28 protein-coding genes, 2 tRNA genes and 1 other RNA gene are annotated in these 25,881 nt (G+C 63.9%); 13 read left to right on the forward strand and 18 right to left on the reverse strand.

Annotation, left to right across the window (positions count from 1 at the left end):
* Window positions 1–4 precede the first annotated feature (4 nt).
* Entirely contained in the window at window positions 5–568 is a 564-nt protein-coding gene (efp, locus tag WFP39_RS02090; RefSeq protein WP_336917472.1) for an elongation factor P, read from the reverse strand.
* 129 nt (window positions 569–697) lie between these two features.
* Here efp and WFP39_RS02095 point away from each other — a divergent pair, with 129 nt between their 5' ends.
* On the forward strand, window positions 698–1,057 hold the full coding sequence (locus WFP39_RS02095; RefSeq protein WP_336917473.1) for an elongation factor P: 360 nt from the start codon (window positions 698–700) through the stop codon (window positions 1,055–1,057).
* A 6-nt stretch (window positions 1,058–1,063) separates the two neighbouring features.
* On the opposite strand, the gene thiE is transcribed toward WFP39_RS02095, so the two are convergent.
* Window positions 1,064–1,693 (reverse strand): thiamine phosphate synthase, encoded by a 630-nt coding sequence (gene thiE / locus WFP39_RS02100; RefSeq protein ID WP_336917474.1) that lies wholly within the window; start codon window positions 1,691–1,693, stop codon window positions 1,064–1,066.
* A gap of 80 nt (window positions 1,694–1,773) precedes the next feature.
* Here thiE and WFP39_RS02105 point away from each other — a divergent pair, with 80 nt between their 5' ends.
* Window positions 1,774–2,184: a putative periplasmic lipoprotein gene (locus tag WFP39_RS02105; RefSeq protein ID WP_336917475.1), complete on the forward strand. Its 411-nt coding sequence runs from the start codon at window positions 1,774–1,776 to the stop codon at window positions 2,182–2,184.
* Here WFP39_RS02105 and WFP39_RS02110 read toward each other — a convergent pair.
* The 3 genes from WFP39_RS02110 to tkt are packed head-to-tail and all read right to left on the reverse strand — an operon-like array spanning window position 2,181 to window position 6,427.
* Window positions 2,181–3,383 (reverse strand): phosphoglycerate kinase, encoded by a 1,203-nt coding sequence (locus WFP39_RS02110; RefSeq protein WP_336917476.1) that lies wholly within the window; start codon window positions 3,381–3,383, stop codon window positions 2,181–2,183. The genes WFP39_RS02105 and WFP39_RS02110 overlap by 4 nt on opposite strands.
* Before the next feature lie 23 nt (window positions 3,384–3,406).
* Window positions 3,407–4,414 (reverse strand): type I glyceraldehyde-3-phosphate dehydrogenase, encoded by a 1,008-nt coding sequence (gene gap, locus WFP39_RS02115; protein WP_336917477.1) that lies wholly within the window; start codon window positions 4,412–4,414, stop codon window positions 3,407–3,409.
* Window positions 4,415–4,429: 15 nt separating this feature from the next.
* Window positions 4,430–6,427 carry a transketolase gene (gene tkt, locus WFP39_RS02120; protein WP_336917478.1) on the reverse strand — a complete coding sequence of 666 codons (1,998 nt, stop codon included), beginning with the start codon at window positions 6,425–6,427 and terminating at the stop codon, window positions 4,430–4,432.
* A 171-nt stretch (window positions 6,428–6,598) separates the two neighbouring features.
* Between tkt and WFP39_RS02125 the strand changes: the two genes are divergently transcribed.
* The 5 genes from WFP39_RS02125 to WFP39_RS02145 all read left to right on the forward strand — a co-directional run bounded on the left by WFP39_RS02125 (window position 6,599) and on the right by WFP39_RS02145 (window position 8,125).
* Entirely contained in the window at window positions 6,599–6,802 is a 204-nt protein-coding gene (locus WFP39_RS02125) for a hypothetical protein (RefSeq protein WP_336917479.1), read from the forward strand.
* On the forward strand, window positions 6,799–7,110 hold the full coding sequence (locus tag WFP39_RS02130; protein ID WP_336917480.1) for a cell division protein ZapA: 312 nt from the start codon (window positions 6,799–6,801) through the stop codon (window positions 7,108–7,110). Before WFP39_RS02125 ends, WFP39_RS02130 begins: the two co-directional genes overlap by 4 nt.
* A gap of 10 nt (window positions 7,111–7,120) precedes the next feature.
* A non-coding RNA gene (gene ssrS / locus WFP39_RS02135) (6S RNA) lies at window positions 7,121–7,275 on the forward strand.
* 41 nt (window positions 7,276–7,316) lie between these two features.
* Window positions 7,317–7,913, forward strand: coding sequence for a 5-formyltetrahydrofolate cyclo-ligase (locus WFP39_RS02140; protein WP_336917481.1), 597 nt, complete (start codon window positions 7,317–7,319; stop codon window positions 7,911–7,913).
* A complete protein-coding gene (locus WFP39_RS02145; protein WP_336917482.1) occupies window positions 7,913–8,125 on the forward strand; it encodes a DUF2842 domain-containing protein in 213 nt (70 codons plus the stop codon). The genes WFP39_RS02140 and WFP39_RS02145 overlap by 1 nt, the downstream gene beginning before the upstream one ends.
* A gap of 80 nt (window positions 8,126–8,205) precedes the next feature.
* On the opposite strand, the gene WFP39_RS02150 is transcribed toward WFP39_RS02145, so the two are convergent.
* Both WFP39_RS02150 and thyA read right to left on the reverse strand, forming a co-directional pair.
* Window positions 8,206–8,282 (reverse strand) — tRNA-Asp (locus tag WFP39_RS02150).
* Between the two features lie 95 nt (window positions 8,283–8,377).
* Window positions 8,378–9,322, reverse strand: coding sequence for a thymidylate synthase (thyA, locus tag WFP39_RS02155; protein WP_336917483.1), 945 nt, complete (start codon window positions 9,320–9,322; stop codon window positions 8,378–8,380).
* A gap of 175 nt (window positions 9,323–9,497) precedes the next feature.
* Between thyA and WFP39_RS02160 the strand changes: the two genes are divergently transcribed.
* The 4 genes from WFP39_RS02160 (at window position 9,498) to WFP39_RS02175 (ending at window position 12,383) form a co-directional block, all read left to right on the forward strand.
* Window positions 9,498–9,574: transfer RNA gene (locus tag WFP39_RS02160), tRNA-Pro, on the forward strand.
* A gap of 174 nt (window positions 9,575–9,748) precedes the next feature.
* A complete protein-coding gene (gene purF / locus WFP39_RS02165; RefSeq protein WP_336917484.1) occupies window positions 9,749–11,224 on the forward strand; it encodes an amidophosphoribosyltransferase in 1,476 nt (491 codons plus the stop codon).
* Window positions 11,225–11,226: 2 nt separating this feature from the next.
* Complete coding sequence (locus WFP39_RS02170; RefSeq protein WP_336917485.1) at window positions 11,227–11,955, forward strand: SDR family NAD(P)-dependent oxidoreductase; 729 nt, start codon at window positions 11,227–11,229, stop codon at window positions 11,953–11,955.
* A 77-nt stretch (window positions 11,956–12,032) separates the two neighbouring features.
* A complete protein-coding gene (locus WFP39_RS02175) occupies window positions 12,033–12,383 on the forward strand; it encodes a PilZ domain-containing protein (protein ID WP_336917486.1) in 351 nt (116 codons plus the stop codon).
* Here WFP39_RS02175 and WFP39_RS02180 read toward each other — a convergent pair.
* Genes WFP39_RS02180 through WFP39_RS02195 form a run of 4 tightly spaced genes read right to left on the reverse strand, consistent with a single transcriptional unit; the run spans window position 12,380 to window position 17,228 of the window.
* Entirely contained in the window at window positions 12,380–13,585 is a 1,206-nt protein-coding gene (locus tag WFP39_RS02180; RefSeq protein ID WP_336917487.1) for a serine hydrolase domain-containing protein, read from the reverse strand. The genes WFP39_RS02175 and WFP39_RS02180 overlap by 4 nt on opposite strands.
* Window positions 13,582–14,808, reverse strand: a complete 1,227-nt coding sequence (locus WFP39_RS02185; RefSeq protein ID WP_336917488.1) for a cyclopropane-fatty-acyl-phospholipid synthase family protein — start codon at window positions 14,806–14,808, stop codon at window positions 13,582–13,584. The genes WFP39_RS02180 and WFP39_RS02185 overlap by 4 nt, the downstream gene beginning before the upstream one ends.
* A gap of 37 nt (window positions 14,809–14,845) precedes the next feature.
* Entirely contained in the window at window positions 14,846–16,231 is a 1,386-nt protein-coding gene (locus tag WFP39_RS02190) for a cryptochrome/photolyase family protein (protein WP_336917489.1), read from the reverse strand.
* Window positions 16,232–16,244: 13 nt separating this feature from the next.
* Entirely contained in the window at window positions 16,245–17,228 is a 984-nt protein-coding gene (locus WFP39_RS02195; protein WP_336917490.1) for a metal-dependent hydrolase, read from the reverse strand.
* 24 nt (window positions 17,229–17,252) lie between these two features.
* On the opposite strand from WFP39_RS02195, the gene WFP39_RS15260 reads away from it, so the two are divergent.
* The gene (locus WFP39_RS15260; protein ID WP_473829095.1) at window positions 17,253–17,690 is read left to right on the forward strand and encodes a hypothetical protein; all 438 of its coding nucleotides are present in this window, start codon (window positions 17,253–17,255) and stop codon (window positions 17,688–17,690) included.
* Between the two features lie 7 nt (window positions 17,691–17,697).
* Here the strand turns inward: WFP39_RS15260 and WFP39_RS02210 are convergent, their stop codons facing one another.
* Both WFP39_RS02210 and WFP39_RS02215 read right to left on the reverse strand, forming a co-directional pair.
* Window positions 17,698–18,744, reverse strand: a complete 1,047-nt coding sequence (locus tag WFP39_RS02210) for a 2-oxoacid:ferredoxin oxidoreductase subunit beta (RefSeq protein WP_336917492.1) — start codon at window positions 18,742–18,744, stop codon at window positions 17,698–17,700.
* Window positions 18,741–20,717: a 2-oxoacid:acceptor oxidoreductase subunit alpha gene (locus WFP39_RS02215; protein WP_336917493.1), complete on the reverse strand. Its 1,977-nt coding sequence runs from the start codon at window positions 20,715–20,717 to the stop codon at window positions 18,741–18,743. The genes WFP39_RS02210 and WFP39_RS02215 overlap by 4 nt, the downstream gene beginning before the upstream one ends.
* 179 nt (window positions 20,718–20,896) lie before the next feature.
* On the opposite strand from WFP39_RS02215, the gene WFP39_RS02220 reads away from it, so the two are divergent.
* Window positions 20,897–21,394, forward strand: coding sequence for an RNA pyrophosphohydrolase (locus WFP39_RS02220; RefSeq protein WP_336917494.1), 498 nt, complete (start codon window positions 20,897–20,899; stop codon window positions 21,392–21,394).
* A 4-nt stretch (window positions 21,395–21,398) separates the two neighbouring features.
* On the opposite strand, the gene WFP39_RS02225 is transcribed toward WFP39_RS02220, so the two are convergent.
* The 5 genes from WFP39_RS02225 to WFP39_RS02245 form a co-directional block, all read right to left on the reverse strand.
* Window positions 21,399–21,902, reverse strand: coding sequence for a tetratricopeptide repeat protein (locus WFP39_RS02225; protein ID WP_336917495.1), 504 nt, complete (start codon window positions 21,900–21,902; stop codon window positions 21,399–21,401).
* 77 nt (window positions 21,903–21,979) lie between these two features.
* The gene (locus WFP39_RS02230; protein WP_336917496.1) at window positions 21,980–23,158 is read right to left on the reverse strand and encodes an RsmB/NOP family class I SAM-dependent RNA methyltransferase; all 1,179 of its coding nucleotides are present in this window, start codon (window positions 23,156–23,158) and stop codon (window positions 21,980–21,982) included.
* Window positions 23,159–23,164: 6 nt separating this feature from the next.
* Window positions 23,165–24,616, reverse strand: a complete 1,452-nt coding sequence (gene guaB, locus WFP39_RS02235) for an IMP dehydrogenase (RefSeq protein WP_336917497.1) — start codon at window positions 24,614–24,616, stop codon at window positions 23,165–23,167.
* Between the two features lie 143 nt (window positions 24,617–24,759).
* Complete coding sequence (locus WFP39_RS02240; protein WP_336917498.1) at window positions 24,760–25,089, reverse strand: YnfA family protein; 330 nt, start codon at window positions 25,087–25,089, stop codon at window positions 24,760–24,762.
* Window positions 25,086–25,841: a 3-hydroxybutyrate dehydrogenase gene (locus WFP39_RS02245; protein ID WP_336917499.1), complete on the reverse strand. Its 756-nt coding sequence runs from the start codon at window positions 25,839–25,841 to the stop codon at window positions 25,086–25,088. The genes WFP39_RS02240 and WFP39_RS02245 overlap by 4 nt, the downstream gene beginning before the upstream one ends.
* Window positions 25,842–25,881 lie beyond the last annotated feature (40 nt).

Genomic DNA, 25,881 nt, shown 5'->3' on the forward strand with positions numbered 1-25,881 from the left:
CGCGTCAGCCGGCCTTGCCGACATAGGCCTGTTCGTACACATCCACGATGATGCGCGTGCCGCTTTCGATATGCGGCGGCACCATGATGCGCACCCCGTTATCGAGCACGGCAGGCTTGTAGCTGGACGAGGCGGTCTGCCCCTTCACCACGGCATCGGCTTCCACAATGGTGGCTTCCACCTGGCTGGGCAGTTCGACCGAGATGGGGCGTTCGTCCCACAGTTCCAGCATCACCTGCATCCCGTCTTGCAGGAAGGGACGCGCATCGCCCAGCAGATCCGACGGCAGATTGATCTGTTCATACGTATCCTGATCCATGAACACCAACTGGTCGCCGTCTTCATAGAGGAACTGGTAATCCTTGGTATCGAGGCGCACGCGCTCCACCGTGTCGGCGCTGCGGAAGCGGACATTGGTCTTGCGGCCGTCGATCAGGTTCTTCATTTCGACCTGCATATAGGCACCGCCCTTGCCCGGCTGGGTGTGCTGGATCTTGGCAACTTTCCAGATGCCGCCTTCATATTCGAGGATATTGCCGGGACGGATATCAACGCCGCTGATCTTCATGGCAGAAGGGCCTTCGCATAGTATATGGGTTTTCAGGATTGCGCGCGGCCCTAGCTGGCACAGGGCGTTTGGGCAAGTGCGCGCAATCATTCATGACCGGGCAAACGTGGCGTGCTAAGGCCGCTTGCCATGAAAGCCTTCCCCCTGATCCCCGCCGCCGGGCTGTTGCTGGCTGCCAGCGCATCCGCCCAGATACCCGCCAACGGCCCGATCGGGACCGTAGAGCGTGGCCGCTATGTCTGCGAACTGCCGGGCGATGCAGGCGGCGATGCCGGGATTCACCAGCCGGACGAGGATTTCACCATTGCCAGCGCCAGCCGGTATCGCAGCCCGCAGGGCAATGGCACATACCTGCGGCGCGGCGATGTGCTGACCATGAGCAGCGGCCCGCGCAACGGCGATCAATATGCGGTGATCTCGCCGGTATTCCTGCGCAAGATCGAGAACGGCCAGCCGGGCCAGCTGCGCTGCTATCGGCGGGAGCGCTGAGCATGCCTAGCCCTTCATCGCCCTCGCAAAGGCTTTCACCGCCGCTACTTCATCCCCGTTCCACACAGCGCCCGATACCGCGAGGAAATCAGCCCCTGCCTCGACCAGCGGCGCGCAATTTTCGGGCGTGATGCCGCCAATCGCCACACACGGTATCTCAAACAGTTCGGCCCACCAGGCGAGCAGTTCCGGTTGGGGGCGTTCGGCATCCGGGCCCTTGTCCTTGGTGGTGGAGGGATAGAACGCGCCAAAGGCGACGTAATCGGCCCCCGCCTCGCCCGCTTCCATCGCCAGATGGCGGCTGGCATGGCAGGTGACGCCAATCTGCGCTTCGCGCCCCAGTTCCTCGCGCGCCTCCTTGGGCGAGCCATCGTCCTGCCCCAGATGCACGCCATCGGCCTTGATCCGCTTGGCCAGCGCCACATCGTCATTGACGATGAACGCCACTTCGCGCGCCGCACAAATCGCCTGAAGCGGCGCGGCAAGGCGCGCGGCCTCGTGCTGGTCAACGCCCTTCACGCGGAACTGGAACGCGGTAACCAGCCCTTTGCCTGCGTCCAACGCGCGGGCGAGTCGCGCCGGAAAGGTACCGCCGACATCAAGCGGCGAGATGAGATAGAGCTGGCAATCGGTCATGGCTCGCGCCTTTAGCCGACGCGCCGCGCCGCGCCAATGTGTTAAGCAAAGCGAAATGAAACAGCGCGCCATAAGGCGGAATGAACCGGATCCTTCTCGCTTTATCAGCCCCGCTCCTGATCGCCGGATGCGCGACAACTCCGATTGTGGACGCAGGTCCGCCCCTGCCAGCAGGTAGCGCCGTGGCGCTGGGCCAAGCCGTGACGGTGGCGAATATCGCCCTTACCCCGATGCGCGTGATCGAGGATTCGCGCTGCCCCATCAATGCCCGCTGCATACAGGCGGGGCGGATCGTCGTGGAAACACGGGTGGACGGCCCCGGCTGGCGCGAGACGACAGATCTGACACTGGGTGAACCCGCCGGCGTGCGCGGCTATATCCTCAACCTGATTTCGGCAGAGCCCGGCCAGATGGCGGGCGGCCCGGCGGTGAAGCCCGCCGATTACCGCTTTGCCTTTGAAGGCTGGCCGCCCGGCCGCCCGCTGGATTAAACCAGCAAAGCGGCAACGCCGGGCAATTCACGCCCTTCCATCCATTCGAGGAAGGCGCCGCCTGCCGTGGAAACATAGGTGAAATCGCCCGCGACGCCCGCATGGTTGAGTGCGGCAACGGTATCGCCCCCGCCCGCCACCGATATGAGCGAGCCCTCCGCGCTAAGCGCTGCCGCCATGCGCGCGAGCGACACCGTGGCCGTATCGAATGGCGGCGTTTCGAATGCACCCAGCGGGCCGTTCCAAACGAGTGTGCGGCAGGTCTTGAGCACATCGCCTAGCGCCACTGTCGCCTGCGGGCCGACATCGAGGATCATCTCGTCGCTACCCACTTCGTGCACATTGCAGGTGCGCAGAGATGGCGGATTGGCCGCGAATTCCTTTGCCACCACCACATCGTAAGGCAGGTGGACAATGCAGCCTGCGGCGTCGGCGGCATCCATGATGCTTTCCGCCTTTGCCGCCAGATCATGTTCGCAGAGCGACTTGCCCACATCCACTCCGCGCGCGGCGAGGAAGGTGTTGGCCATGCCGCCGCCGATAATCAGATGCTGCACCCGGCCTACCAGATTTTCCAGCACCGCGAGCTTGGTCGAAACCTTGGCCCCGCCCACCACTGCCGCCACCGGCTTTTCGGGATTGCCCAGCGCGGCATCCAGCGCCTTCAGCTCCGCCTCCATCGAGCGGCCCGCATAGGCGGGGAGCAGATGCGCCAGCCCTTCGGTCGTCGCATGGGCACGGTGCGCGGCGGAAAAGGCATCGTTCACATAGAAATCGCCATTTGCGGCAATCGCGCGGGCGAATTCGGCATCGTTCGCCTCCTCGCCTTTCCAGAAGCGGGTGTTTTCCATGAGGCCCACATCGCCGGGACGCAGGATGTCGATCGCCTGCGCCGCAACCGGCCCGGCGACTTCGGGGATGAACATCACCTCGCGGCCCAGCACGCCTTCCAGCGCGCCTTGCACCAAGCTCATCGACATGGTCGAATTGCGTTCGCCCTTGGGCCGCCCGAAATGGGCGAGCAACAGCACCTTCGCGCCCTTCCCCGCCAGTTCGAGGATAGTCGGCGCCACCGCCTGCGCGCGGGTGAGGTCAGTCGCCGCGCCATCGGCCATCGGCAGGTTCAGGTCCACACGGACAAGTGCCACCTTGCCCGAAATATCGGCGGGGAGATCGTCGAGAGTCTTGAAACCGGTCATCGAAAATCTCCCCTGTCCCGTGCTTACAGCAGCTTGCCCATCACGCCGGCGGTATCGACCATGCGGTTGGAGAAGCCCCATTCGTTGTCATACCAGCTCAGCACGCGCACCAGCTTGCCATCGATCACAGCCGTTTCGAGGCTGTCGATGGTGCTGGAGTTCGGGCAGTGGTTGTAATCGATCGACACCAGCGGTTCGTCCGAGAAGCCGAGCACGCCCTTCATCGGGCCATCGGCGGCGGCCTTGAGAAGGGCGTTGACCTCCTCCTTGGTCGTGTCGCGGCCGGGCATGAAAGTCAGGTCCACAACCGAGACATTCGGCGTGGGCACGCGGATGGCCGAGCCGTCCAGCTTACCCTTCAGTTCAGGCAGCACCTCGCCCACGGCACGCGCGGCACCGGTGGTGGTGGGGATCATGCTCATCGCGGCGGCGCGGGCGCGGCGCGGGTCGTCGTGGATCTGGTCGAGGATCTTCTGGTCGTTGGTATAGGCGTGCACGGTGGTCATCAGGCCGCGCTCGATCCCGATCGCGTCGTTCAACACCTTGGCGAAGGGCGCGAGGCAGTTGGTCGTGCAGCTGGCGTTCGACACGATGGTGTGCTCCGCGCTCAGCTTTTCATGGTTCACGCCGTAGACAACGGTCAGATCGACATTCTTGCCCGGTGCCGAAATCAGCACCTTCTTCGCGCCTGCGGCCAGATGCTTTTCGCAAGAGGCGCGGTCGGTGAAGAAGCCGGTGCATTCGAGCGCGATGTCCACCCCCAACTGCCCGTGCGGCAGATTGGCGGGATCGCGTTCGGCGGTCACGCGCACGCGCTTGCCGTTGATCACCAGATCGTCGCCATCCACCGTCACCGTGCCGGCAAAGGGGCCGTGCACGCTGTCGCGCGCAAACAGCATGGCGTTCGCCTTGGGGCTGGCCAGATCGTTGATATGCACCAGTTCCAGATCGTGATCGCCGCGTTCCAGAATGGCGCGCGCCACATTGCGCCCGATGCGCCCGAAGCCGTTGATGGAAACCTTGATGGTCATGGACTTAACTCCTGTTCAGTTGCCCAGCTTTGCGAGCACTTGCGGAACGATCTTAGCGGCGCTGAAGCCGAAATGGTCGAACAGCACATTGGCCGGGGCCGATGCGCCAAAACTGTCGAGCCCGATATTGAGGCCGTTTGTGCCGGTATAGCGTTCCCAGCCTTGCGTCACGCCCGCCTCGATGCTGACGATCAGCGCGTCGGCAGGCAGCAGGTCCGCCCGGTAGGCGGCATCCTGCGCATTGAACAATTCCTGGCACGGCATGGAAACGACATCCGCGCCGATCCCCTGCGCCTCCAGTTCGGTGGCGGTATCCAGCGCCACGGCCACTTCACTGCCCGTCGCCAGCAGCACGACGCGGCGCGCGGCAGAGGCAGCCTTGAGGCGATAGGCGCCCTTGGCGCAGCGGTTGCCGGCGGCAGTCCAATCCGCATCGCCTTCCCCGCGCACGGGCCGCAGGTTCTGGCGCGACAGGGCCAGCACCGAAGGCGTTCCCGGCGTTTGCAGCGCCAGCGCCCAGCATTCCGCTGTCTCGATCGCGTCGGCGGGGCGGTAGACATTGAGATTCGGAATCAGGCGCAGGCTCATCACCTGTTCGACCGGTTGGTGCGTGGGGCCGTCTTCGCCAAGGCCGATGCTGTCATGCGTCAGCACATAGACAACGCCCGCATGTTGCAGCGCGGACAGGCGGATGGCGTTCCGGGCGTAATCGCTGAAGATCAGGAAAGTGCCGCCATAAGGCACAATCCCGCCATGGAGGAACATCCCGTTCATCGCGGCGGCCATGCCGAATTCCCGGATGCCGTAATAGACATAGCGGCCACTGTAATCTTCCGCCGTAAACGGCAGCAGGCTGGGCGTGTCGGTGTTGTTCGATCCCGTAAGATCGGCAGAGCCGCCGACCAGTTGCGGGATCGCTGCCGTCAGCGCGACCAGCGCCTTTTGACTCGCCACGCGGCTGGCAATGGCGGGCGGGTTGGCGGCGAGATCGCGGATATGCGATTCCAGCGCGGGCGCGGCCTTGTCGGCAATGGAGGCGAAGCGGGCGGAAAACTCCTCACCCTTCGCGCTGGCCGCATGGCGGGCCTTCCATTCGGCGTGCAGCGCCGCACCCCGTGCGCCCAGCGCGCGCCAATCGGCCAGCACGTCGGCGGGCACCACGAAAGGTTCGTGATGCCAGCCCATATATTCGCGCGCGGCGGCCACTTCGTCCGGACCAAGCGGCGCGCCGTGCACCTTGTGCGTGCCCTGCTTGTTGGGCGCCCCCTTGCCGATCACCGTCTTGCACGCGACCAGCGAGGGGCGCGGATCGGCAAGCGCTTCGTCCAGCGCGGCGCGGATGCTGGCGGGATCATGCCCGTCACATTCCACCGTATGCCAGCCGGTTGCGCGGTAGCGGGCGGGAATATCCTCGGACGAGGCGAGCGAGACAGCGCCGTCGATCGTGATCTTGTTATCATCCCACAGCACGATCAGATTGCCCAGCTTCAAGTGCCCCGCAAGGCCGATCGCCTCGTGATTGATGCCTTCCATCAGGCAGCCATCGCCCGCGATCACCCAGGTGCGGTGGTCGACCAGATCGTCGCCGAACTGCGCGTTGAGGTGCCGCTCGGCCATGGCCATGCCCACACCCATCGCTAAGCCCTGCCCCAACGGGCCGGTGGTGCATTCCACCCCGTCGATCAGGAAGTTTTCCGGGTGCCCCGCGCAGGGGCTGCCCAGCTGGCGGAAATTGCGGATGTCGTCCAGCGTGGGGCTGGCGTAGCCGGTAAGGTGCAGCAGCGCGTAAATCAGCATCGAACCGTGGCCGGCCGACAGCACGAAGCGGTCGCGGTCGGGCCATTTGGGATCGGCGGGATCGAACTTCAGATAATCCGACCACAGCACCGTTGCCACATCGGCCATGCCCATCGGCATACCGGGGTGCCCAATATTGGCGGCCTGCACCGCATCCATGGTGAGCGCCCTGATGGCATTGGCCATTTGCGTGAAACGGGCGGCGTCCTGGCTCATGGTCGGGTTCTCTCCACTCAAGTTCTTCGGCACGATTCGGTTGCCCGCTCATTGGGCAGCGTGGCCGCAGGCGTCAAGCAAAGCCCGCCGCACGGGAACGGGCAGAGCTTATTCACAGCTTCGCCGGACACGGCTTTGCCGCATTTGCCGGTTTGCGATAGGCTGGCCGGCATGGAGGAAAAGGAGCGCATCGCGGCCGCACTGGCCCGGATCGAGGCCGCCGCTCGCCGGATCGAGGCAGCACTCGAAAAGCAGCCCGCGCCTGCCCCAACATTGTTCGAAAGCGATCTGGTTCAGCGGCACGAAAAACTGCGCGAGGAAGCATGGGCCGCGCTGGCGGAAATCGATTCGCTGATCGAGGCGCTGGACGCATGAGCAATGTCACTCTCGATATTGGCGGACGTCGCTATACCGTTGCCTGCGCTGCGGGCGAGGAAGCGCATATCGAAGCGCTGGGCGCGCTTATCAACGGGCGACTGGCGGAAGCACCGGGCCTTGCCGGACAGACTGAGGTGCGCACACTCCTCTATGCCGCGCTGTTGCTGGCCGATGAAGTGGCGGAAGGACAGAAAGCGGCCAAGGGGCACCAAACGGCCCCGAACATGGCCGAACCACTCGAAAATCTCGCCGAAAGACTCGAATCGCTTGCAGGCAGGCTTGAGGGATCGGCTGGGTCCTCCTAAATTGGGAATGGCGGAGCTGCCCGGCACGAGCCTTCGAATATCCCTGAGGCTATAAGCAATCCATGGGAGCTGTCCCTGCCTGAACCCTGGTTCGGGATACACGGCGCCCACCTGACGTCGAGGCGTCAGAGGATTTCACGGCAAACGACCCATGGTGGTTCCGCCTCTACCCTGCCCCTTGCAACGGCGGGCGCGAGGATCACGGCATGAGCACGAGCATTTCGGACATCACCGCCGCAAAGGCCGCGCTGCGCAAGGAACTGCGCGCGCGCCGCCGTGCCCATGCCGATGCTCTGCCGCGCGAAGCGAGCGCGCTGGTATTCAACCGCCCTCCGCGCCCTGTGCTCGACCTGATCCCGCAAGATGCGACCATCGGCCTCTACCGCGCCGATCCGGGCGAGGCGCCGTCGGCGCGCTACATACGCCATTTCTTCGAGGCCGGGCACACCATCGCCCTGCCCCGCATCACCACGCTGACAGAGCCGATGCGGTTTCATCTGCATACCGATCCCTATGGCGAAAGCGATCTGGAGGAAGGCCCGCTAGGCCTGCGCCAGCCCGCTGCTGACGCGCCCGAACTGGTGCCGCAGGTGCTGTTCATGCCGCTGGTCGGCTTTACGGCGCGCGGCGAGCGGCTGGGCCAAGGCGGCGGTTTCTATGACCGATGGCTGGCGGCACATCCGGGAACGCTCGCGATTGGCATGGCGTGGGATGTGCAGGAGGTCGAATCGCTGCCGACAGAGGATCATGACATGCCGCTTGCCGCCATCGTCACGCCGACTCGTATATTGGGGCCATTCTGATGCGCAAGGAACCGACCTGGCGAATCCCCGTGGGAATGTTGGGGCTGCTGGCGGGAATCATGATCTACGCGCTGGGCGTGATGTGGGCGTCCGATTGGATCGGCCAGTGGCATGTTGCGTTCCAGACGGTGATCTATCTGGGGCTGGGCGTGGCCTGGCTGCTGCCGCTCAAGCGATTCCTGATCTGGATGGAAACAGGCCGCTGGGGCTGATGCCCTGACCGGAAAAGGAACGGCCGGGGACGGGCCGCCAAAGCAGCCAAACGCCCCCGGATTATCCGATTTTTCCCAAGTGGCGCGAGTGACGGGACTTGAACCCGCGACCCTCGGCGTGACAGGCCGATACTCTAACCAACTGAGCTACACCCGCGTATATTTGCGATAGCACCGCTTGGGAGACGCGCCTCTAAGGCCTGCTTTTCGGGCTGTCAACCGGCTGAAACGCAGCTTTTGAAAAACCAGCCCTTACACCGCCACCGGCGCGCGGATCACACCCTGCGGGGCATAGTCGCGCACCTCGAAATCCTCGATCCGGTAGTCGAAAATCGACGGCGGCTGGCGCAACAAATGCAGCCTCGGTTCGCCCGATGGTGTGCGCGATAGCTGTTCTGCCACCAGATGCGCGTGGTTGAGGTAGAGATGCGTATCGCCTCCCATCCACACCAGTTCGCCCGGTTCATAGCCCGTCTGCGCCGCTATCATGCGGGTGAGAATCGTTGCCCCCACCAGATTGAACGGCAGGCCCAGCGCGACATCGCAGCTGCGCTGATAGAGGATGCAGCTCAGCCGATTGCCCGCGACATGGAACTGGTAGGTCTTGTGGCACGGCGGCAGCGCCATCCGGTCAAGCTCGGCCACGTTCCACCCTTCGATGATGTGGCGGCGGCTGCCGGGATTGCTGCGCAGGCTTTCCACCACCTCAGCCACCTGATTGATGCCGGGACCACGGGTGTATTTGCCATCCGGGCCATACTGGTATGTCGGCCAATCGACCCATTGCTTGCCGTAAACCGGGCCCAGATCGCCCCATTTTTTGGCGAAGGCCTCATCTGCCACGATGCGCGCCTCGAACTCCTCCTGCCCAATATCCTCTCCGGTCGCCTTGCGGTATTTGGCCAGCGGCCAGTCGCTCCAGATCGTGACGCCCTGTTCGAGCAGCGGGCGAATATTGGTGTCACCGGTGAGGAACCACAGCATTTCGCGGACGGCGGCTTTCCAGAACACCCGCTTGGTGGTCAGCAGCGGAATCCGCCCATCGGACAGGTCAAACCGCAATTGCGTGCCAAAGATTGCGCGCGTGCCCACGCCGGTGCGGTCGATCCGTTCATCGCCCTGCTCCCAGATGCGGCGCATCAGGTCGAGATATTGCCATTCGAAATGGGGGGATTGCGCGGGGCTATGATCGGTCATCGCACAAGGGCTATCATCGCCAGCCATGCCTTGCCAGAGGGGGATCGGGCATCTGGCGCAGCTATCCCCAATGCCACCTCCAATACCTCCTTGCATGTGCAAATCTTGCTCTCTATAGGCGCGGGCCTGCCTCCGGGGGCTTGGCCGTCAGGGTCACGCCATTTGGAAGTCCGGTCGGGGAGTAGCTCAGCCTGGTAGAGCACTGTCTTCGGGAGGCAGGGGCCGGAGGTTCGAATCCTCTCTCCCCGACCATTTTCCTACCATTTTCGCAAATCACGGCGGCCCGCCGGGTTTCCGTGGCGCTGCGCGATCATAACGGTTGCAACAATTCCGTCGCAAAAGGGTGGATCACGCCTTGTCTTTGTGCCCTGCGATTGCCATTGGAGGCAGCGCCTGCCCACCCTTGCGAAAAGCAGCACCCAGTTCATGACCAATCTGACCCATCCCTTCCTCGACCTCGACGGCGACAAGCTGCGCGAGGAATGCGGCGTTTTCGGCGTCATCGGCCTTGCCGATGCGGCAGCCACCTGTGCGCTGGGGCTGCATGCCTTGCAGCATCGCGGGCAGGAAGCCGTCGGCATCACCAGCTTTGACGGAACCGAATTCTTCACCCGGCGCGGGCTTGGCCACGTCGCGGAAAACTTCGCCAGCGGCGAATCGGTGGCCGAATTGCCGGGAAGCATGGCAGCGGGCCATGTGCGGTATTCCACCACCGGCGGCTCGAACATGCGCAATGTGCAGCCGCTTTATGCCGATCTTGCCAGCGGCGGCTTTGCCGTGGCGCATAACGGCAATATCTCGAATGCCCGCAAATTGCGGCAGGAACTGGTTGAAAAGGGCGCGATCTTTCAATCAACCTCTGACACCGAAGTCATCATCCACCTCGTCGCCACCAGCCGTTACCCCACCATGATGGACAAGCTGGTCGACGCGCTGCGGCTGGTTGAGGGCGCTTATGCGCTGATCGTGATGACGCCGCGCGGCATGATGGCCTGCCGCGATCCGCTGGGCATTCGCCCGCTGGTGATGGGCCGGCTTGGCGATGCCACGGTCTTTGCCAGCGAAACCGTGGCGTTTGACGTGGTGGGCGCGCAGTTCATCCGCCAAATCGAGCCGGGCGAGTTTGTCGAGGTGGATTTTGACGGCACGGTGCGCACCAGCCGCCCCTTTGGAGACCTGCGCCCTCGCCCCTGCATTTTCGAGCATGTCTATTTCAGCCGGCCCGATTCGATCTTCAACGAACGCTCGGTCTATGCCAGCCGCCGCGCCATCGGCATGGAACTGGCCAAGGAAGCGCCGGTGGAGGCCGATCTGGTGGTGCCCGTGCCTGACAGCGGCGTGCCTGCAGCCATCGGTTATTCGCAGCAATCGGGCATACCGTTTGAACTCGGCATCATCCGCAGCCATTATGTCGGCCGCACCTTCATCCAGCCGGGCGATGGCGCGCGCCATTCCAGCGTGGCACGCAAGCACAATGCCAACCGCGCCATCGTGGAAGGCAAGCGCATCGTGCTGATCGACGATTCGATCGTGCGCGGCACCACCAGCCTCAAGATCGTGCAGATGATGCGCGATGCGGGCGCCAAGGAAGTGCATTTCCGCGTCGCAAGTCCGCCCACGGGCCACGGCTGCTATTACGGGGTGGATACGCCCGAACGGTCCAAGCTGCTGGCGGGCCGGATGGATCTGCCTGCCATGCGCGAATTCATCCAGGCCGACAGCCTCGCTTTCATTTCGATCGACGGGCTTTACCGGGCAGTGGGACTTGCCGGACGCGACAATGCCTGCCCGCAATATTGCGACGCGTGCTTTACGGGCGATTATCCCACTTCGCTGACTGACCTTGCCTTGCGTCAGGATGAGGATGCACAGCTGAAACTGCCCGTGGGCAAGGTGGCCTGATAATGACCCGTGCCGAAGCAAAGCCGCTCGAAGGCCAGATCGCGCTTGTCACGGGCGCGAGCCGCGGGATCGGGGCCGAAACCGCCAAGGCGCTGGCCGCTGCGGGCGCGCATGTCGTGCTCACCGCGCGCAAGGTTAAGGATTTGGAAGCGGTAGAGGATGCCATCCACGATGCGGGCGGCACAGCCACGATCGCCCCGCTCGACCTTATCGAAGGCGATTCGATTGCCCGCCTGGCGCAGGCGATTGCGCAGCGGTGGGATCGGCTGGACATTCTGGTGATCAACGCGGCCATGCTGCCTTCGCTGACCCCGGTAACGCAAATCGATCCCAAGCAGTTCAGCACCGCGATCACGCTCAACGTGCTTGCCACACAGGCGCTGCTCGCCAATTGCGATCCGCTGCTCAAGCGCAGCAAGAATGCCCGCGTGATAGGCCTGACCAGTTCGGTAGGCGCAGAACCACGCGCTTTCTGGGGCGCTTACGGCGCGACCAAGGCTGCGTTCGATACGCTGCTTTCCTGCTACGGACAGGAAGTGGGGCGGATTTCGGACATTCGCGTCGCCATCCTCGATCCCGGTGCCACGCGCACCGCTATGCGCGCTCGCGCCTATCCGGGCGAAGATCCGCAAAGCGTGAAACCGCCCGAAGTGGTGGCGCAAAGGATTGTCGAACTTGCACAAAACGGATTCGCCAATCTGGTGCGCGAAAGAGTGGAAACATCCGCTTAACCACTTTTCGCAAGGCGCCGGTAAGCAGCCTCGCTCATTCTGTGCAAAGCAATCAGGTCAACAGGCGAGCACGCGACATGAGCCCCATAAATGAACTTCGCACCCGCTATGACATGGCGGCGCAGGAAGACCGCTCGGCTCCGCGCACGCGGATTCTGATCCCCGCGCAATTGCGCGCCAGCGGGATGCGCGCGTTCCAGACCGTGGTGAACGACCTGTCGCTTTCCGGCTTTTCCGCCACCGCGCTGACACGGATGCATCCCGGATCGATCTGCTGGCTGACGCTGCCCGGCCTCGAATCGCTGCAAGCCGAAGTCATCTGGTGGCAAGACAGCCAATGCGGCTGCGCCTTTGCCAATCTGCTGTCGCCCATCGTGCATGACAACATTCTTGCCCGCTATCGCGGTGATGGCGTGTATCTGCGCTAAGACTGGTCAGCACGAACCGGCACGGCAGCCCGCACGGCCGCATAAAGAGCTTCGCGCCCATCCCAATATGCGCGCGCGCTGGCGACGGGCCAATTGCCATTGGTCGCGATCACCAGCCTCCGCGCGGGATCGATAAAGATCCCCTGCCCGAAAATGCCCTGCGCGGCGAATGAACCATCGTCGTAAGTCCACCACTGGAAGCCATAACCGCGGCCCGGCTCGCCAATGTCGGCCTGCTTGCTGCCGGCCAGCGCAAACCAATCCTCCGGCACCACCTGAACCGCCCCGATTTGCCCGCCATCGAGAACAAACAGCCCGAACCGCGCCATGTCGCGCGTGGCCGCCTGGATGCAGCAGCCGCTGATTTCGTGCCCGGTTGCGCCCAGCAGCCATGTTGCATCCTGCTCCATCCCCGCGCGCGACCATATTTTTTCCGACAGATATTGGGCGAGTGGCTTGCCCGTGGCGGAGCTGACCAGCACGCCCAGCAAGTTCGTTTCCCCGGTCTTGTAGCGCCATTTCTCCCCCGCCGGTGCCTCGCGCGGGAGGCGGCGCATATAGCTGACCGTGGCATCCACCCCCGCATCCGGCCGGTGCGCATTAAAGCGCGCGACATCCGATTGCGGATCGCCGTAATCCTCGTTCCAGGCAACCCCGCTGGTCATGGTGAGAAGCTGGCGCACGGTCACATCGTCATACGCCGATCCTTGCAAATCAGGGATATAGGCGCTGACCTTGTCATCAAGGTTGCGGATCGCCCCGTCCTGCAAGGCCGCTCCCACCAGCGTCGAGGTCAGGCTTTTGGCCACCGAAAAGCTCGTCCAGCGTCCCTCTGGCCCGAAGCCCAGGCCGTAGCGTTCGAGCACCACCTGCCCATCGACCAGCACCACCAGCGCGGCAACCCGCTGCCGCGCCAAATAGGCGTCGAGGTCAAAATCGAGCGCCAGCGGCTCACCCTGCGGCAGGGCGCGCACCGGGCCAGCCCCACGCGACACCACGCGGCTGTCCACCAGCCAGCCCAGCCGGTCGAGCATCCGAAACCCCGCATCGCGCTGCGCATCGCTCCAGAACAGGATATCGGTATCGGTCGGCAGGCTGGCCACCAGGGCGCGGATTTCGCGGTCGAGCGACAACCACCCCGCGCCGCCCAGCACCGCCAGAGCCGCCAGCGCGCCCAAAGTCACCTTCGCCCAGCGCTTCATGCCGGCTTTACCAGAGTGACTTGGCTCACCGTAATCCCGCCGCCGCGAAACCCGCCTTCGCAATATTGCAGGTAATAGCGCCACAAGCGGCAGAAACGGGGGTCGAACCCTTTAGGCAATCGCCCCTCCCGTTCGGCGGCATCGAAGCGCTCGCGCCATGCCTTCAATGTTTCGGCATAATCGCTGCCGAAATCCTCCTGATCGCGCCATTCCAGCCCGCGTGCTTCGGCCAGCGCGCGAAACTCGGATGTGCGGATCAGCAGCCCGCCGGGGAACACATAGGCCTGGATGAAATCGGCGTTGCGGGCATAGCCATCAAACAACTCCTCCTGCATGGCAATGAACTGGATCGCCGCGCGCCCGCCGGGTTTCAGGTTGCGCGCCACGCAATCCATGAAGGCAGGCCAATACCGGCGACCCAGCGCCTCGACCATTTCCACGCTGACGATCGCGTCGAACTGGCCCGCGATATCCCGGTAGTCGGCCTTGCGGAAATCGACATCTGGGTGAAGCTGGCGCGCAAAGGCCAATTGCTCGTCCGACAGGCTGATCGCGGTAACTTGCGCCCCTTGGCCTGCGAAGTGCCCCGCCAGCCCGCCCCAACCGCAGCCGATTTCCAACAGCGCCTCCGGTTGGCCCAAACGCTCCGCCAGCCGTTCCCATTTACGGCGCTGCGCGACTTCCAGACCGTCACCGCTCATCCGATAGGCGCTCGAATAGCTCATCGTCGGATCGAGCCAGGCGGCATAGAAATCATTGCCCAGATCGTAATGCGCATGGATGTTGCGCGCTGCCTGTGCGCGCGTGTTGCGTTTCAGCCAGTGCAGCGCTGCGCCCGCCATGCGCCACGGCCCCTTGGCCCGCCCCGTTTCACCCAGCGAGACACCGTTCGCCATGAACAGCGCGAACAAGGGCACCGGGTCGGGGCTGTCCCATTCACCCGCTTCCCACGCCTGATACCAGCCCGCCGATCCGCCGGTGCCCAGCCGCACCAATGCGCGCCAGTCCTTCAGGTCAACACGGCACTCAAAACCCGGCGCGCGTCCACCCAGCGTGCGGTGGGTGCCATCGGGAAGCCTCGCATGGATCGCGCCTGTTTCCAGACCCCGATCAATCCGGTCGAGCATGGCGGAAAATCCAGGCGTTAGCAGGCGCGCGAACAGGCCGGGGCGCGCCCCGAAATGCCTTCCGGCGTCCAGCAGCTCCGCTCCCCTCGATGCCATGATCTGCTTATGCGCCCGCCCCTTGGCGGAGGCAAGATCAGCCCTTCATCGCCTTGTAGGCAGCCAGCGCCCGCTCGCGCCCTTCCTTGTGGCCGATGACCGGCGCGGGATAATCGCGCGGGCGGCAGCGGAAGCTTTCGGGATCGTGGACATAGGGATCCGACAGCTTGCCCAGTTCGGGCACCCATTGGCGGATATAGGCGCCGGCATCGAACTTCTCGCTCTGGCTGAGCGGTGCCATGATGCGCACGAACATGTTGCTGTCCACGCCCGTGCCCGAAACCCATTGCCAGTTGGTCGCGTTGCTGGGGTAATCGGCATCGACCAGAGTGTCCCAGAACCATTGTTCGCCTTGCCGCCAGTCGATCAGCAAGTGCTTCACAAGGAAACTGGCCGCGATCATCCGCACCCGGTTGTGCATCCAGCCGGTGTGCCACAACTGGCGCATTCCGGCATCGACAATCGGATATCCGGTGCGGCCCTGCTGCCATGCGGCAAGGTCTGCGGCGGCGGCCTGATCGTTTTCCGGATCGCGCCACAAGCCTTCGTCATATCCCTCGCGGTAGGAACGCGCGCCGTAATCGGGGAATTGCAGCACCAGATTGGCGGCATAATCGCGCCATATCAGCTCCGCCTTGAAGAAGCCCGGCCCCTGCCCCCCCATCCCCGCAATCGCGTGCCACAACTGGCGCGGGGACACCTCACCGAAATGCAGATGCGGGGAGAGGCGCGAAGTTCCGTCGATGGACGGCAATTCGCGGTCCTGCCGATAGGGGGCAAGGATGTCCTTGAACTCCTCCATCCGCGCATGGGCGGCGGCGCTGCCCGGTGTCCACGCTTCACGAAAGCCGCCCGCCCAATCGGGAGTGGTGGGGAGCAAGGCCCAGTCATCCAGCTTGTCCGAAGCAGGCCAGCTTTCGGGCGCAGACAGGCGCGGCGCGGGCAGCACATCCACCTCGCCAATCGCATCGATCAGCGCGTTCTTGAACGGGGTGAATATCTTGTAGGGCGTGCCCCCGCCGGTCCGCAGCGAACCGGGCGGCATCAGATACAGCCCGTCATACAGCCGCAGGTCGAGCGCCTTGGCCAGTTCCTTCTCCGCCATGCGCCACCACGGCTCGACATGGCGCAGGGCGTGGATGGCGGCGGCGCCGGTTTCCTGCGCCAAAGTCGCAAGCACCTCTGCCGCCTTGCCCCGCCGCAGTATCAGGCGCGATCCCGCAGCCTCCAGTTCCAGCGCCAGCGCTTCAAGCGAATGGTGCAGCCACCACCGGCTCGCCGCGCCCATGCGGCGGTGACGTGGCGTTTCGTCATCCAGCACATAAACGGGGATCACCGGGCCAAGCGCAGCTGCGGCGTGAAAGGCGGGCTGATCGGCCAGACGCAGATCGCGCCGCAGCCAGACGATGTGGGGTTGGGTCATGCTGCCGCCCTACTCAATTGGCGGGATTTGGTTCACACGGTATTTCGGGCAGTTCCACCCGGAAATTGCCCCGACCCGGATAGCGAGCATCTCCCAGAATAACTGCCCCTTCCTCGCATGTCGTAAATGGCGCGCGCGACCAGAACAGGAAAGGAGCCACCTGGGGGTTGTCGGCAAGTTCCTCAAACGGTCGCTGCGAATTTTGACCTTCGCTGTTTGAAATCGCAAACCCACCGCCCGGACTTGCAAATGCCTGCACCGGACCGGGATCGAACAACGACCATTTTGCGGTCATCGGGTTTGCAACCAGCGGGTCTGCGCCAGGAGTATGGAAAATGAGATCGCGATTCCAGAACATGACCGGAGGAGGGGAAGCGATAACCTCAATCCCTTCCCCGCTTTCGGAACCACCTGCACTTGCCGCATAGCGGCTGATCAGGCCGTTCACACCAATATAGGCCAGCATCACCGCCATCGCGGCGCGCGCGGGCTTGATCCACTCCCCGCCCGCCTTCTCCCGCCGCAGCGAGAACCAGACGCTGAAAATCAGCAGCGCCCACAGCCAGATATCGATGATGAACAGCACATCGCCATAGAACCAGCGCGACGAGAACGGCTCCAGCAAACGAATGCCATAGACATTCATCCAATCGAGCGCCGGGTGGCTGAGGCAGCCGATCAGGCTGAGGATATAGAGCCATGTGAAATTGACCGGCAGCCGGCCCTCAGGCCGTTTGCCGCGCCGCGCCTGCCATTTGTCCCAGCCATAGAGCAGCCCCGCCAGCGCCAGCGGCAACAGCAACAAGGCGGGCGGGCCGTGGGTTATCCCGCGCCGAAAGGCCAGGTGTTCGACCCCGTCCAGCCAGAAGAAACACGCCGCGTCCACATCGGGCAGATTCGCCCCGATGATGAGCGCGGGCATGGCAAGCCCGGTTTTCTTCTTCAGCCCGCACTGCCCGATCAGCGCGCCGGTGAGCGAATGGGTGAGGTTGTCCATGGATGGGGTGATTCACACGAAGACATGAAGATGTCGAGCTTAAGCGATACGCCCCCAATAATCGTTGGCAACGCGCTTCAGGCCGTCCTTGCAAGTTGCCTGTCCAAAATTCATCAGCAAGCCCAAGGGCAGGTCCATCAGCCGCAGATATGTGAGAACCTGCTTGCCGTGAACAGGCGCAAGCCTTTCTATCGACTTGAGCTCGATCACCAGCTTTTGCTCGACCAGAATATCTATGCGAAAGGCGTTGTCGACGACAACGCCCTTATACCGCATCGTGACGGGCACTTGCCGATCCACGCGGTAACCCGACTGCTAGATCAACCCTGCAAGCAGCGCCTCATACGCACCTTCGAGCAGGCTCAGACCCAGATCGCGATGCAATTGAAAGCCGCAATCAACGGCGATGCGTGCAAGGCTCTCCAGATCATCCGGACGCGGCATCTTCGTGTCTTCGTGTGAGATTACCTCAAGCCGGGTGCCCCTCGCCCGCGCGGGCTTTCTCTGCCACGGTCCACGTCTGCCCCTTGGCCAGCAGCTTGGCGAGGCTGGGCACCTTGCCTTCGCTGGCGCGGGCGCGTTCGTCGGCCACCGCCTCTTCGAAAGTGGGGCGCGGATCGTCGTAAATCACCCCAAGTGCCATGGGGAACGGGCCAAACGGCAGTTCCACCAGCATATGCGCGATGGAACGGTTCTTCACATTGTGCACCAGCACACCCGCGGACTGCCAATCGCCATCGGTGACATCGACCACCTTCAGTTCGAGCAGATCACGGTCGAGCGCGATACCCTTGGTGCCGCCGGCAAACAGCATGGGTTCCCCATCAGCCAGCCACAGCTGGCGATCTTCCGCTCCCTTGGGCGCGGCGAAATCGTTGAACACGTCCTTGTTGTAGACGATGCAGTTCTGGAAAATCTCGATGAAGGCCGCGCCCTGGTGCGCATGGGCGGCCTTCAGCACATCGGGCAGGTTCTTGGACACGTCAAAGCCGCGCGCCACAAACCGCGCGCCCACCCCCAGCGCAAAAGCGCAGGGGTTGGCGGGCCGGTCAACCGAACCGATGGGGGTGGAGGGGCTTTTCGTGCCGATGCGGCTGGTGGGCGAATATTGCCCCTTGGTCAGGCCGTAAATCTCGTTGTTGAACAGCATGATCTGCATGTTCACATTGCGGCGCAGCACATGCATCATGTGGTTGCCCCCAATCGACAGGCCATCGCCATCCCCCGTCACCAACCACACATCCAGCGCCGGATTGGCGAGCTTGATGCCGGTGGCGAAGGCGGGCGCACGGCCGTGGATCGTGTGGAAGCCGTAGGTTTCCATGTAATAGGGGAAGCGGCTGGAACAGCCGATGCCGGATACGAACACGGTGTTCTTCGGGTCTGCGCCAAGTTGCGGCAGGGTGCGCTGCACCGCCTTCAGGATCGCATAGTCCCCGCAACCGGGGCACCAGCGCACTTCCTGATCGGTTTCCCAGTCCTTTAGCGTGGTTTCGATTCGGGTCATCTCGTTCATTGCGCGTCTCCGCCCGCCTTCAGCGAGCCATCATCGTGCCCGCTTTCGGGCGTGGGCAATTGTTGGCGATTTGCGGGCACATCGCCGCCTTCATTGTCAGCAATTCCATCAAAGAACTTGGCAATCGCAGCATCAAGCTCGGCAATTTGGAACGGCTGGCCGCTCGTCTTGGTCAGGCTGACCGCATCGACCAGCAATTGATCGCGGATGACGGTCTTGAACTGGCCGGTGTTCATTTCGGGCATCAGGACATGGTCGAAGCGGCGCAGCAGGTCGCCCAGATTGGCGGGCAGCGGGTGGATATGGCGCACATGGATATGGCTGACCGCCAGCCCCTTCTTGCGCGCATTGTCCACCGCGCGGCGGATCGGGCCGTAGGTGCTGCCCCAGCCCACCACCGCAAGAGCGCCGCTTGCCTCGCCCAGCGTCACCTGTTGATCGGGCACGGCGATATTGTCGATCTTCGCTTTGCGCGCATCGGTCATCGCCTGGTGGTTTTCGGGCGAGTAGTCGATATTGCCGGTATCGACCTTCTTCTCGATCCCGCCAATGCGGTGCATCAGGCCCGGCGTGCCCGGCTTGATCCACGGCCGCGCGCCTTTTTCGTCGCGCTTGTAGGGAAGCAGAGTATCGCCCGCGTTCTTTTCCTCAAGGAACTTCACCTTGAACGGCTCGAACGTCTCCGGATCGGGCACTTTCCACGGTTCGGCGGCATTGGCGATGTAACCGTCGGTCAGCAGCATCACCGGGGTCATGTATTCGACCGCGATCCTGCACGCCTCGATCGCGCAATCGAATGCATCGGACGGGCTGCGCGCGGCAATCACCGGCATCGGCGCATCGCCGTTGCGGCCATAGACCGCCTGATACAGATCGCTCTGCTCGGTCTTGGTCGGCAGACCCGTGGAAGGCCCGCCGCGCTGGCTGTTCACGATGACCAGCGGCAGCTCGGTCATGATGGCAAGGCCCATCGCCTCGGTCTTCAGCGCGATGCCGGGGCCGGACGAACTGGTGACGCCAAGGCTGCCCGCATAGCTCGCGCCAATCGCCGCGCAGATTGCGGCAATTTCGTCCTCCGCCTGGAATGTGGTGACGCCAAACTCCTTCAGCCGCACCAGATAATGCAGGATCGAGGAGGCCGGCGTGATGGGGTATCCGCCAAAGAACATCTCCAGCCCCGCCAGCTGCGCGCCCGCCACCAGCCCAAGGCTGACCGATTCCGCACCGGTAATGGTGCGGTAAAGGCCCGGCGCGGCAGGGACGGGGTCGATATGCAGCTTCTTCAGCGGGCCGGACAGCTCCGCGGTTTCGCCATAGGCGTGGCCGGCATTGAGCGCGGCGATATTCGCGGCGGCGATATCGGGCTTGGTCTTGAACTTCGTGTTCAGCCAATCGATCAGCGGCTGCCGGTCGCGGTCGAACATCCACAGCGCCAGACCCAGCGTCCACATGTTCTTGCACCGCAGCGCATCCTTGTTGCCCAGGCCAAAGGGCTTCACCGCCTCGATCGTCAACGCCGAAATGTCGAAGGCGAGCACGTTCCACTGCGCAAGACTGCCATCTTCGAGCGGGTTGGTGTCGTATTTCGCCTTTTCCAGGTTGCGCTTGGTAAACTCCCCGCTGTCGGCAATGATCAGGCCGCCGGGCTTGAGCGCCCCCACATTCACCTTCAGCGCCGCCGGGTTCATCGCCACCAGCACATCGGGCGCGTCGCCTGCGGTGCTGATCTCGCGGCTGCCGAAATTGATCTGGAACGCCGACACGCCGAACAGCGTGCCTTGCGGCGCGCGGATTTCCGCCGGAAAATCGGGAAAGGTCGCAAGGTCATTGCCCGCAAGCGCCGTGGACAGGGTGAACTGCCCGCCGGTTAGCTGCATCCCGTCGCCGCTGTCCCCGGCAAAGCGCACGACGACGCTGTCGGGAGCGGTGTCTTGGGTCGCGGATACCGCGGGTTCGGCCATCTGGGTTGCCATACTCAATTCCTGCTTGCGCTTGTGTGCGCCGGTTGCATCTACCACGGGGCAGATCCCTGTCGCGCTGCCCTATGGTCCTGCCCCCTATGGGCCAGCCTTTGCCGGGGCAATCAAGTTTTTCTGTCCGGCCCGCAATCGGGCGATGGAATTGCACCGCCGCTTTGGTTATCGCACCGCGCATGACCAATCCAGACCCTGCCCTCTACCGTCCCGAACTCTACAGGCCCTGCGTTGGCTGCATGATGGTGAACACCTCCGGTCTGGTCTTTGTGGGCAAGCGGATTGACGGGGCCGATACTGATTTCTGGCAGATGCCGCAGGGCGGCGTCGATCCGGGCGAGGATCTGGAAGCGGCCATGCTGCGTGAGCTGGAGGAGGAGGCAGGCGTTGCCCCGCGTCATCTGACCATCCTCGGCAATCTGGGGCGCGAACTGTTTTATGACCTGCCGCCCGAACTCAAGGGCAAGCTGTGGAAGGGCCGCTATATCGGCCAACGGCAAAGCTGGTATCTGGCCCGCTTTACCGGCGCGGACAGCGATATCGACATCGCCGCGCACAAGCATCCCGAATTCTGCGAATGGAAATGGGTGGAACCCGCCGCGCTGCCCGGCCTTATCGTGCCGTTCAAACGCCCGGTTTACGAACAGGTGCTGGCCGGGTTCCGCGGCCTGATCTGACCGCTCAGTTCGCGGTCACGCCCGCATCGGGGCTGAGCGCTTCGGCGGTCAGCACGCGGGGCAGCGGGCCGCGTGCAATGGCTGCGGACAGCGCCACAGTTTCAGGACAATCCGCACCGCACAGCGCCTCCAGACGTGACAGATTTTCGCGCGCACTTTCCAATGCGCCCTTTTCCGCCAGCGCTTCCCCCTCGCCCGCCAGCGCGATGAGGTTATCGGGATCGCGGGCAAGTGCACGCCGGTAATACATGATCGCCTTGCCCGGAAGCCCCACGCTTCGCGACGCATCGGCAAGGTCGATATAGAGCGCGCCATAGGCCGGGTCGATTGCCAGCGCCGCCTCAAACGCATCAATTGCGCCTTGCGCATCGCCCGCATCCAGCAGCGCGCGCCCTTCGGTCTGCAAGGCAATCGCGCGCGGATCGGGTTGCGGCCCCTGCGCCAGAAGCGCGCTGGAACTCACCGCGAACAACAGCGCCACGGCAAGGGCAGCGGGGGTGTGGCGCATCACGAACTCCTTGATTGATGACCAGTGGATTTTTGGCCAGTCTGGTAAAACCGAAAGGGGCATATCCGCGCCAATTATCACGTGGCCGATAAACAGGCGATGAAAAATCCGTCTGTGCCATCCCGCAGCGGGGTAAGGCGCAGTCCCGGCCCCCGACGGCTACCCAGCGGCAAATCGGGCGTGACGGCACGGAAACGCGGATTGGCGGCAAGAAAGCCTTCCACCTGTCCCGCCCCTTCCTCGTCCAGCAGCGAACAGGTGACATAAACCAGCCGCCCGCCCGGCTTGACCAGCTTTGTCGCAATATCCAGCAGACGCGCCTGCAATGCGGTCAACCGATCCAGCTCGCGCGCGGTCAGCCGCCAGCGGCTTTCGGGATTGCGCCGCCATGTGCCCGTGCCCGAACAGGGCGCGTCCACCAGCACCAGATCGGCCCTGCCTTGCCAATCGGCCAGCGCCTCTGCCTCGCGGCCGGGATCGAGCAGCACGGTCTGTGTGATCTCTGCCCCGGCCCGCTCCGCCCGCGGGGACAGTTGCCCCAGGCGGCGGCGGTCGGTATCGCAGGCGATCAGCGTGCCATGATTGCCCATCGCAGCGGCCAGCGCCAGCGTCTTGCCGCCCGCGCCCGCGCACAGGTCGATCACCGTTTCACCGGCTTTGGCCCCAGCGGCAAGACAAGCCAACTGGCTGCCTGCATCCTGCACTTCGATCAGCCCTTCGGCAAAGGCGGGCCATTCTTCGACCATTGTGCCTGCGGGCAAGCGCAGCGCGCCGGGAACAGCAAGTGTTTCAGCATTCACTGGCAGTTCCAGTGTGTCGGGATTGGCCTTGAGGCGGTTCACGCGAATGTCGAGCGGCGCGCGGGACAGCAGCGCAGCTGCCTCGTCCCCGTCAATGCCCGATGCCGCGAGCCGCTCCTCCAGCCATGGCGGAGCGATACCAGGCTGCGCGGCTGCTTCGTCGCTGCCAATCGGCGCGGGGGCGTGGGCCGATCCATCAAACAGGGCCGCCAATTCCGGGTCGTTCTTTGCCCGCAACAGCATGGCTGAGCGCCCGTTGGCGGGAACAGGCCCGCACGCGCGGATCGCGGCATAGACCAGTTCCCGGATCGCGCGCCGGTCCTTCGATCCGGCATAGCGGTTGCCGCGCGCCCAATCCGCCAGGATCCGATCCGCCGGAGCGCCCTGCGTGCGAGCTGCGGCGATCACCGCATCGAGAATCTCAATCGCGGACTGGACTCGGGCGGCGGGGGTCATGCGCCCTTACCGCGTGGGATAATTCGGCGCCTCGCGCGTGATGGACACATCGTGCACATGGCTTTCGGAAAGACCCGCATTGGTGATGCGGATGAAGCGCGCGCGCTTTTGCAGCTCGGCAATCGTGGCGCTGCCGGTATAGCCCATCGCCGCCTTGATGCCGCCCACCAGCTGGTGCACCACATCGCGCGCCGGACCCTTGTACGGCACCTGCCCCTCGATCCCTTCGGGCACCAGCTTCATCTGGTCCTTGATGTCCTGCTGGAAATAGCGGTCGGCACTGCCGCGCGCCATTGCCCCCACGCTGCCCATGCCGCGATAGGCCTTGTAGGCGCGGCCCTGATACAGGAACGTCTCGCCCGGCGCTTCCTCGGTTCCGGCCAGCAGGCTGCCAATCATCACCGCGCTTGCGCCCGCCGCCAGTGCCTTCGCCGCATCGCCGCTGGTGCGCAGGCCGCCGTCACCGATCACCGGCACATCGCCCGCCGCGCTGGCCGCTTCCATGATCGCGGTCAGCTGCGGAACGCCCACGCCCGCGACGATGCGCGTGGTGCAGATCGAGCCGGGGCCGATACCCACCTTCACCGCGTCCGCGCCTGCATCCACCAGCGCCTTGGTCGCCTCGGCCGTGGCGACATTGCCCGCGATCACCTGCACGGCATTGGACAGCTTCTTCACCCGCTCCACCGCGCGGGCCACGTCCTTGTTGTGGCCATGCGCGGTATCGATCACGATCACGTCGCATTCGGCATCCACCAGCGCCTCGGTGCGGGCAAAGCCCTTGTCGCCAATCGTGGTCGCTGCCGCCACGCGCAGGCGCCCTGCGGCATCCTTGGTGGCATCGGGGTGCAGCACGGCCTTTTCAATGTCCTTCACCGTGATCAGGCCGACACAGTGGTAATCATCGTCCACCACCAGCAGCTTTTCGATGCGGCGCGCGTGGAGCAGGCGGCGCGCTTCATCCTGGCTCACCCCTTCGCGAACGGTGGCAAGGTTTTCGTGCGTCATCAGCTCGCGCACCGGCTGCAGCGGATTGTCGGCAAAGCGCACGTCGCGGTTGGTGAGAATGCCCACGAGCTTGCCGCTCGCATCGACCACAGGAATCCCGCTGATGCGGTTCTGCATCATCAGCGCCTGCGCTTCGCCCAAAGTGGCATCGGGGTGAATGGTGATGGGATTGATCACCATGCCGCTTTCAAAGCGCTTCACCCGGCGTACGGCGGCGCATTGCTCCTCGATCGTCAGATTGCGGTGGAGCACACCGATCCCGCCCAGCTGCGCCATCACGATCGCCATCTCGGCCTCGGTCACCGTGTCCATCGCGGCGGACAGCACCGGGATGTTGAGCGCGATGCCGCGCGTCAGCCGGGTGCGCGTGCTGGCCTGGCTGGGCACGATATCGCTTTCGCCCGGCCGAAGAAGGACGTCGTCAAATGTCAGGCCGGTTTCGATTTCCATGGGTGCCACCTGGTGTTGCGCGCAAGCCCTGCGCGAAGTGCGATTCGTGGCGGCCCATGTAACCGCATGATGTGACAATCGCTAGGGGGCCGGTAGGAGGTGGGGACAAGTTCCCGCCAAGCTGTGACGTGGCTGCGCCTCCCTCAAGCGGGGCGCGGCCCCCACAGGATGACGCTGGCCCCAATCAGGCAGATGGCAACGCCGGTCACATCCCATTTGTCGGGCCTTGCCCCTTCCACCGCCCACAGCCATGCCAATGCAGCCAGGATATAGATGCCGCCATAGGCCGCATAAGCGCGCCCGGCATGATCGGCGTCTGCCAGCGTCAGCAGCCAGGCGAACAGGCAAAGGCTGGCAATGCCGGGGATGAGCCAGAGCGGCGATTTATCGAGCCGCGCCCAGGCCCAAAAGGCGAAACACCCCGCGATCTCGGCAATTGCCGCAAGGATGAAGGCAGGGACAGTCCAGTTCATTCCGCCGTCCAGCCGCCATCAATGCACATATTCGCGCCGTTGATGTTCTGCGCCGCGCCGCTGCACAGGAATACGGCCATCGCGGCCACTTCCTCCACCGTAACGAATTTTTTGGTCGGTTGCTTGGCCAGCAGGACATCGCGCATGACTTCTTCGCGACTCAGCCCCCGCGCGGCCATCGTGTCGGGGATCTGGTTTTCGACCAGCGGCGTCCAGACATAGCCGGGACTGATGCAATTGGCCGTAATCCCCGCCTCCGCCAGTTCCAGCGCCAGCACCTTGGTGAGCCCTGCCAGACCGTGCTTGGCGGCGACATAGGCGGACTTGAACGGGCTGGCGACCAGCGAATGCGCGCTGGCCACATTGACGATGCGGCCCCAGCCAGCTGCTTTCATCTGCGGCACGGCAAGGCGCGCGGTATGGAACGCCGCCGACAGGTTGAGCGCGATGATCGCGTCCCACTTTTCCGGCGGAAAGGCATCCACCGGGGCGACGTGCTGCATCCCGGCATTGTTGACGAGGATATCCACTTTCCCCGCCCCCGCCATCAGGATTTCCACCCCTGTCGCCGTCGTCAAATCTGCCGGCACATGCGCTGCACCCAATTCCGTGCACAGTGCCGCGATCGCATCGGGCTCGCCAAAGCCGCTGAGCACGACATCGGCCCCTTCGGCTTTCAGCGCGCGGGCAATCGCCAGACCGATGCCCGATGTGGATCCGGTGATCAGCGCGCGTTTTCCGGCAAGAAACATTTGCGAATCCCGTCTATTGAATGGCCCGAATTGTCTGGCA

The sequence above is a fragment of the Alteraurantiacibacter lauratis genome, from assembly GCF_037154155.1.
GTDB classification, from domain to species: domain Bacteria; phylum Pseudomonadota; class Alphaproteobacteria; order Sphingomonadales; family Sphingomonadaceae; genus Alteraurantiacibacter; species Alteraurantiacibacter lauratis.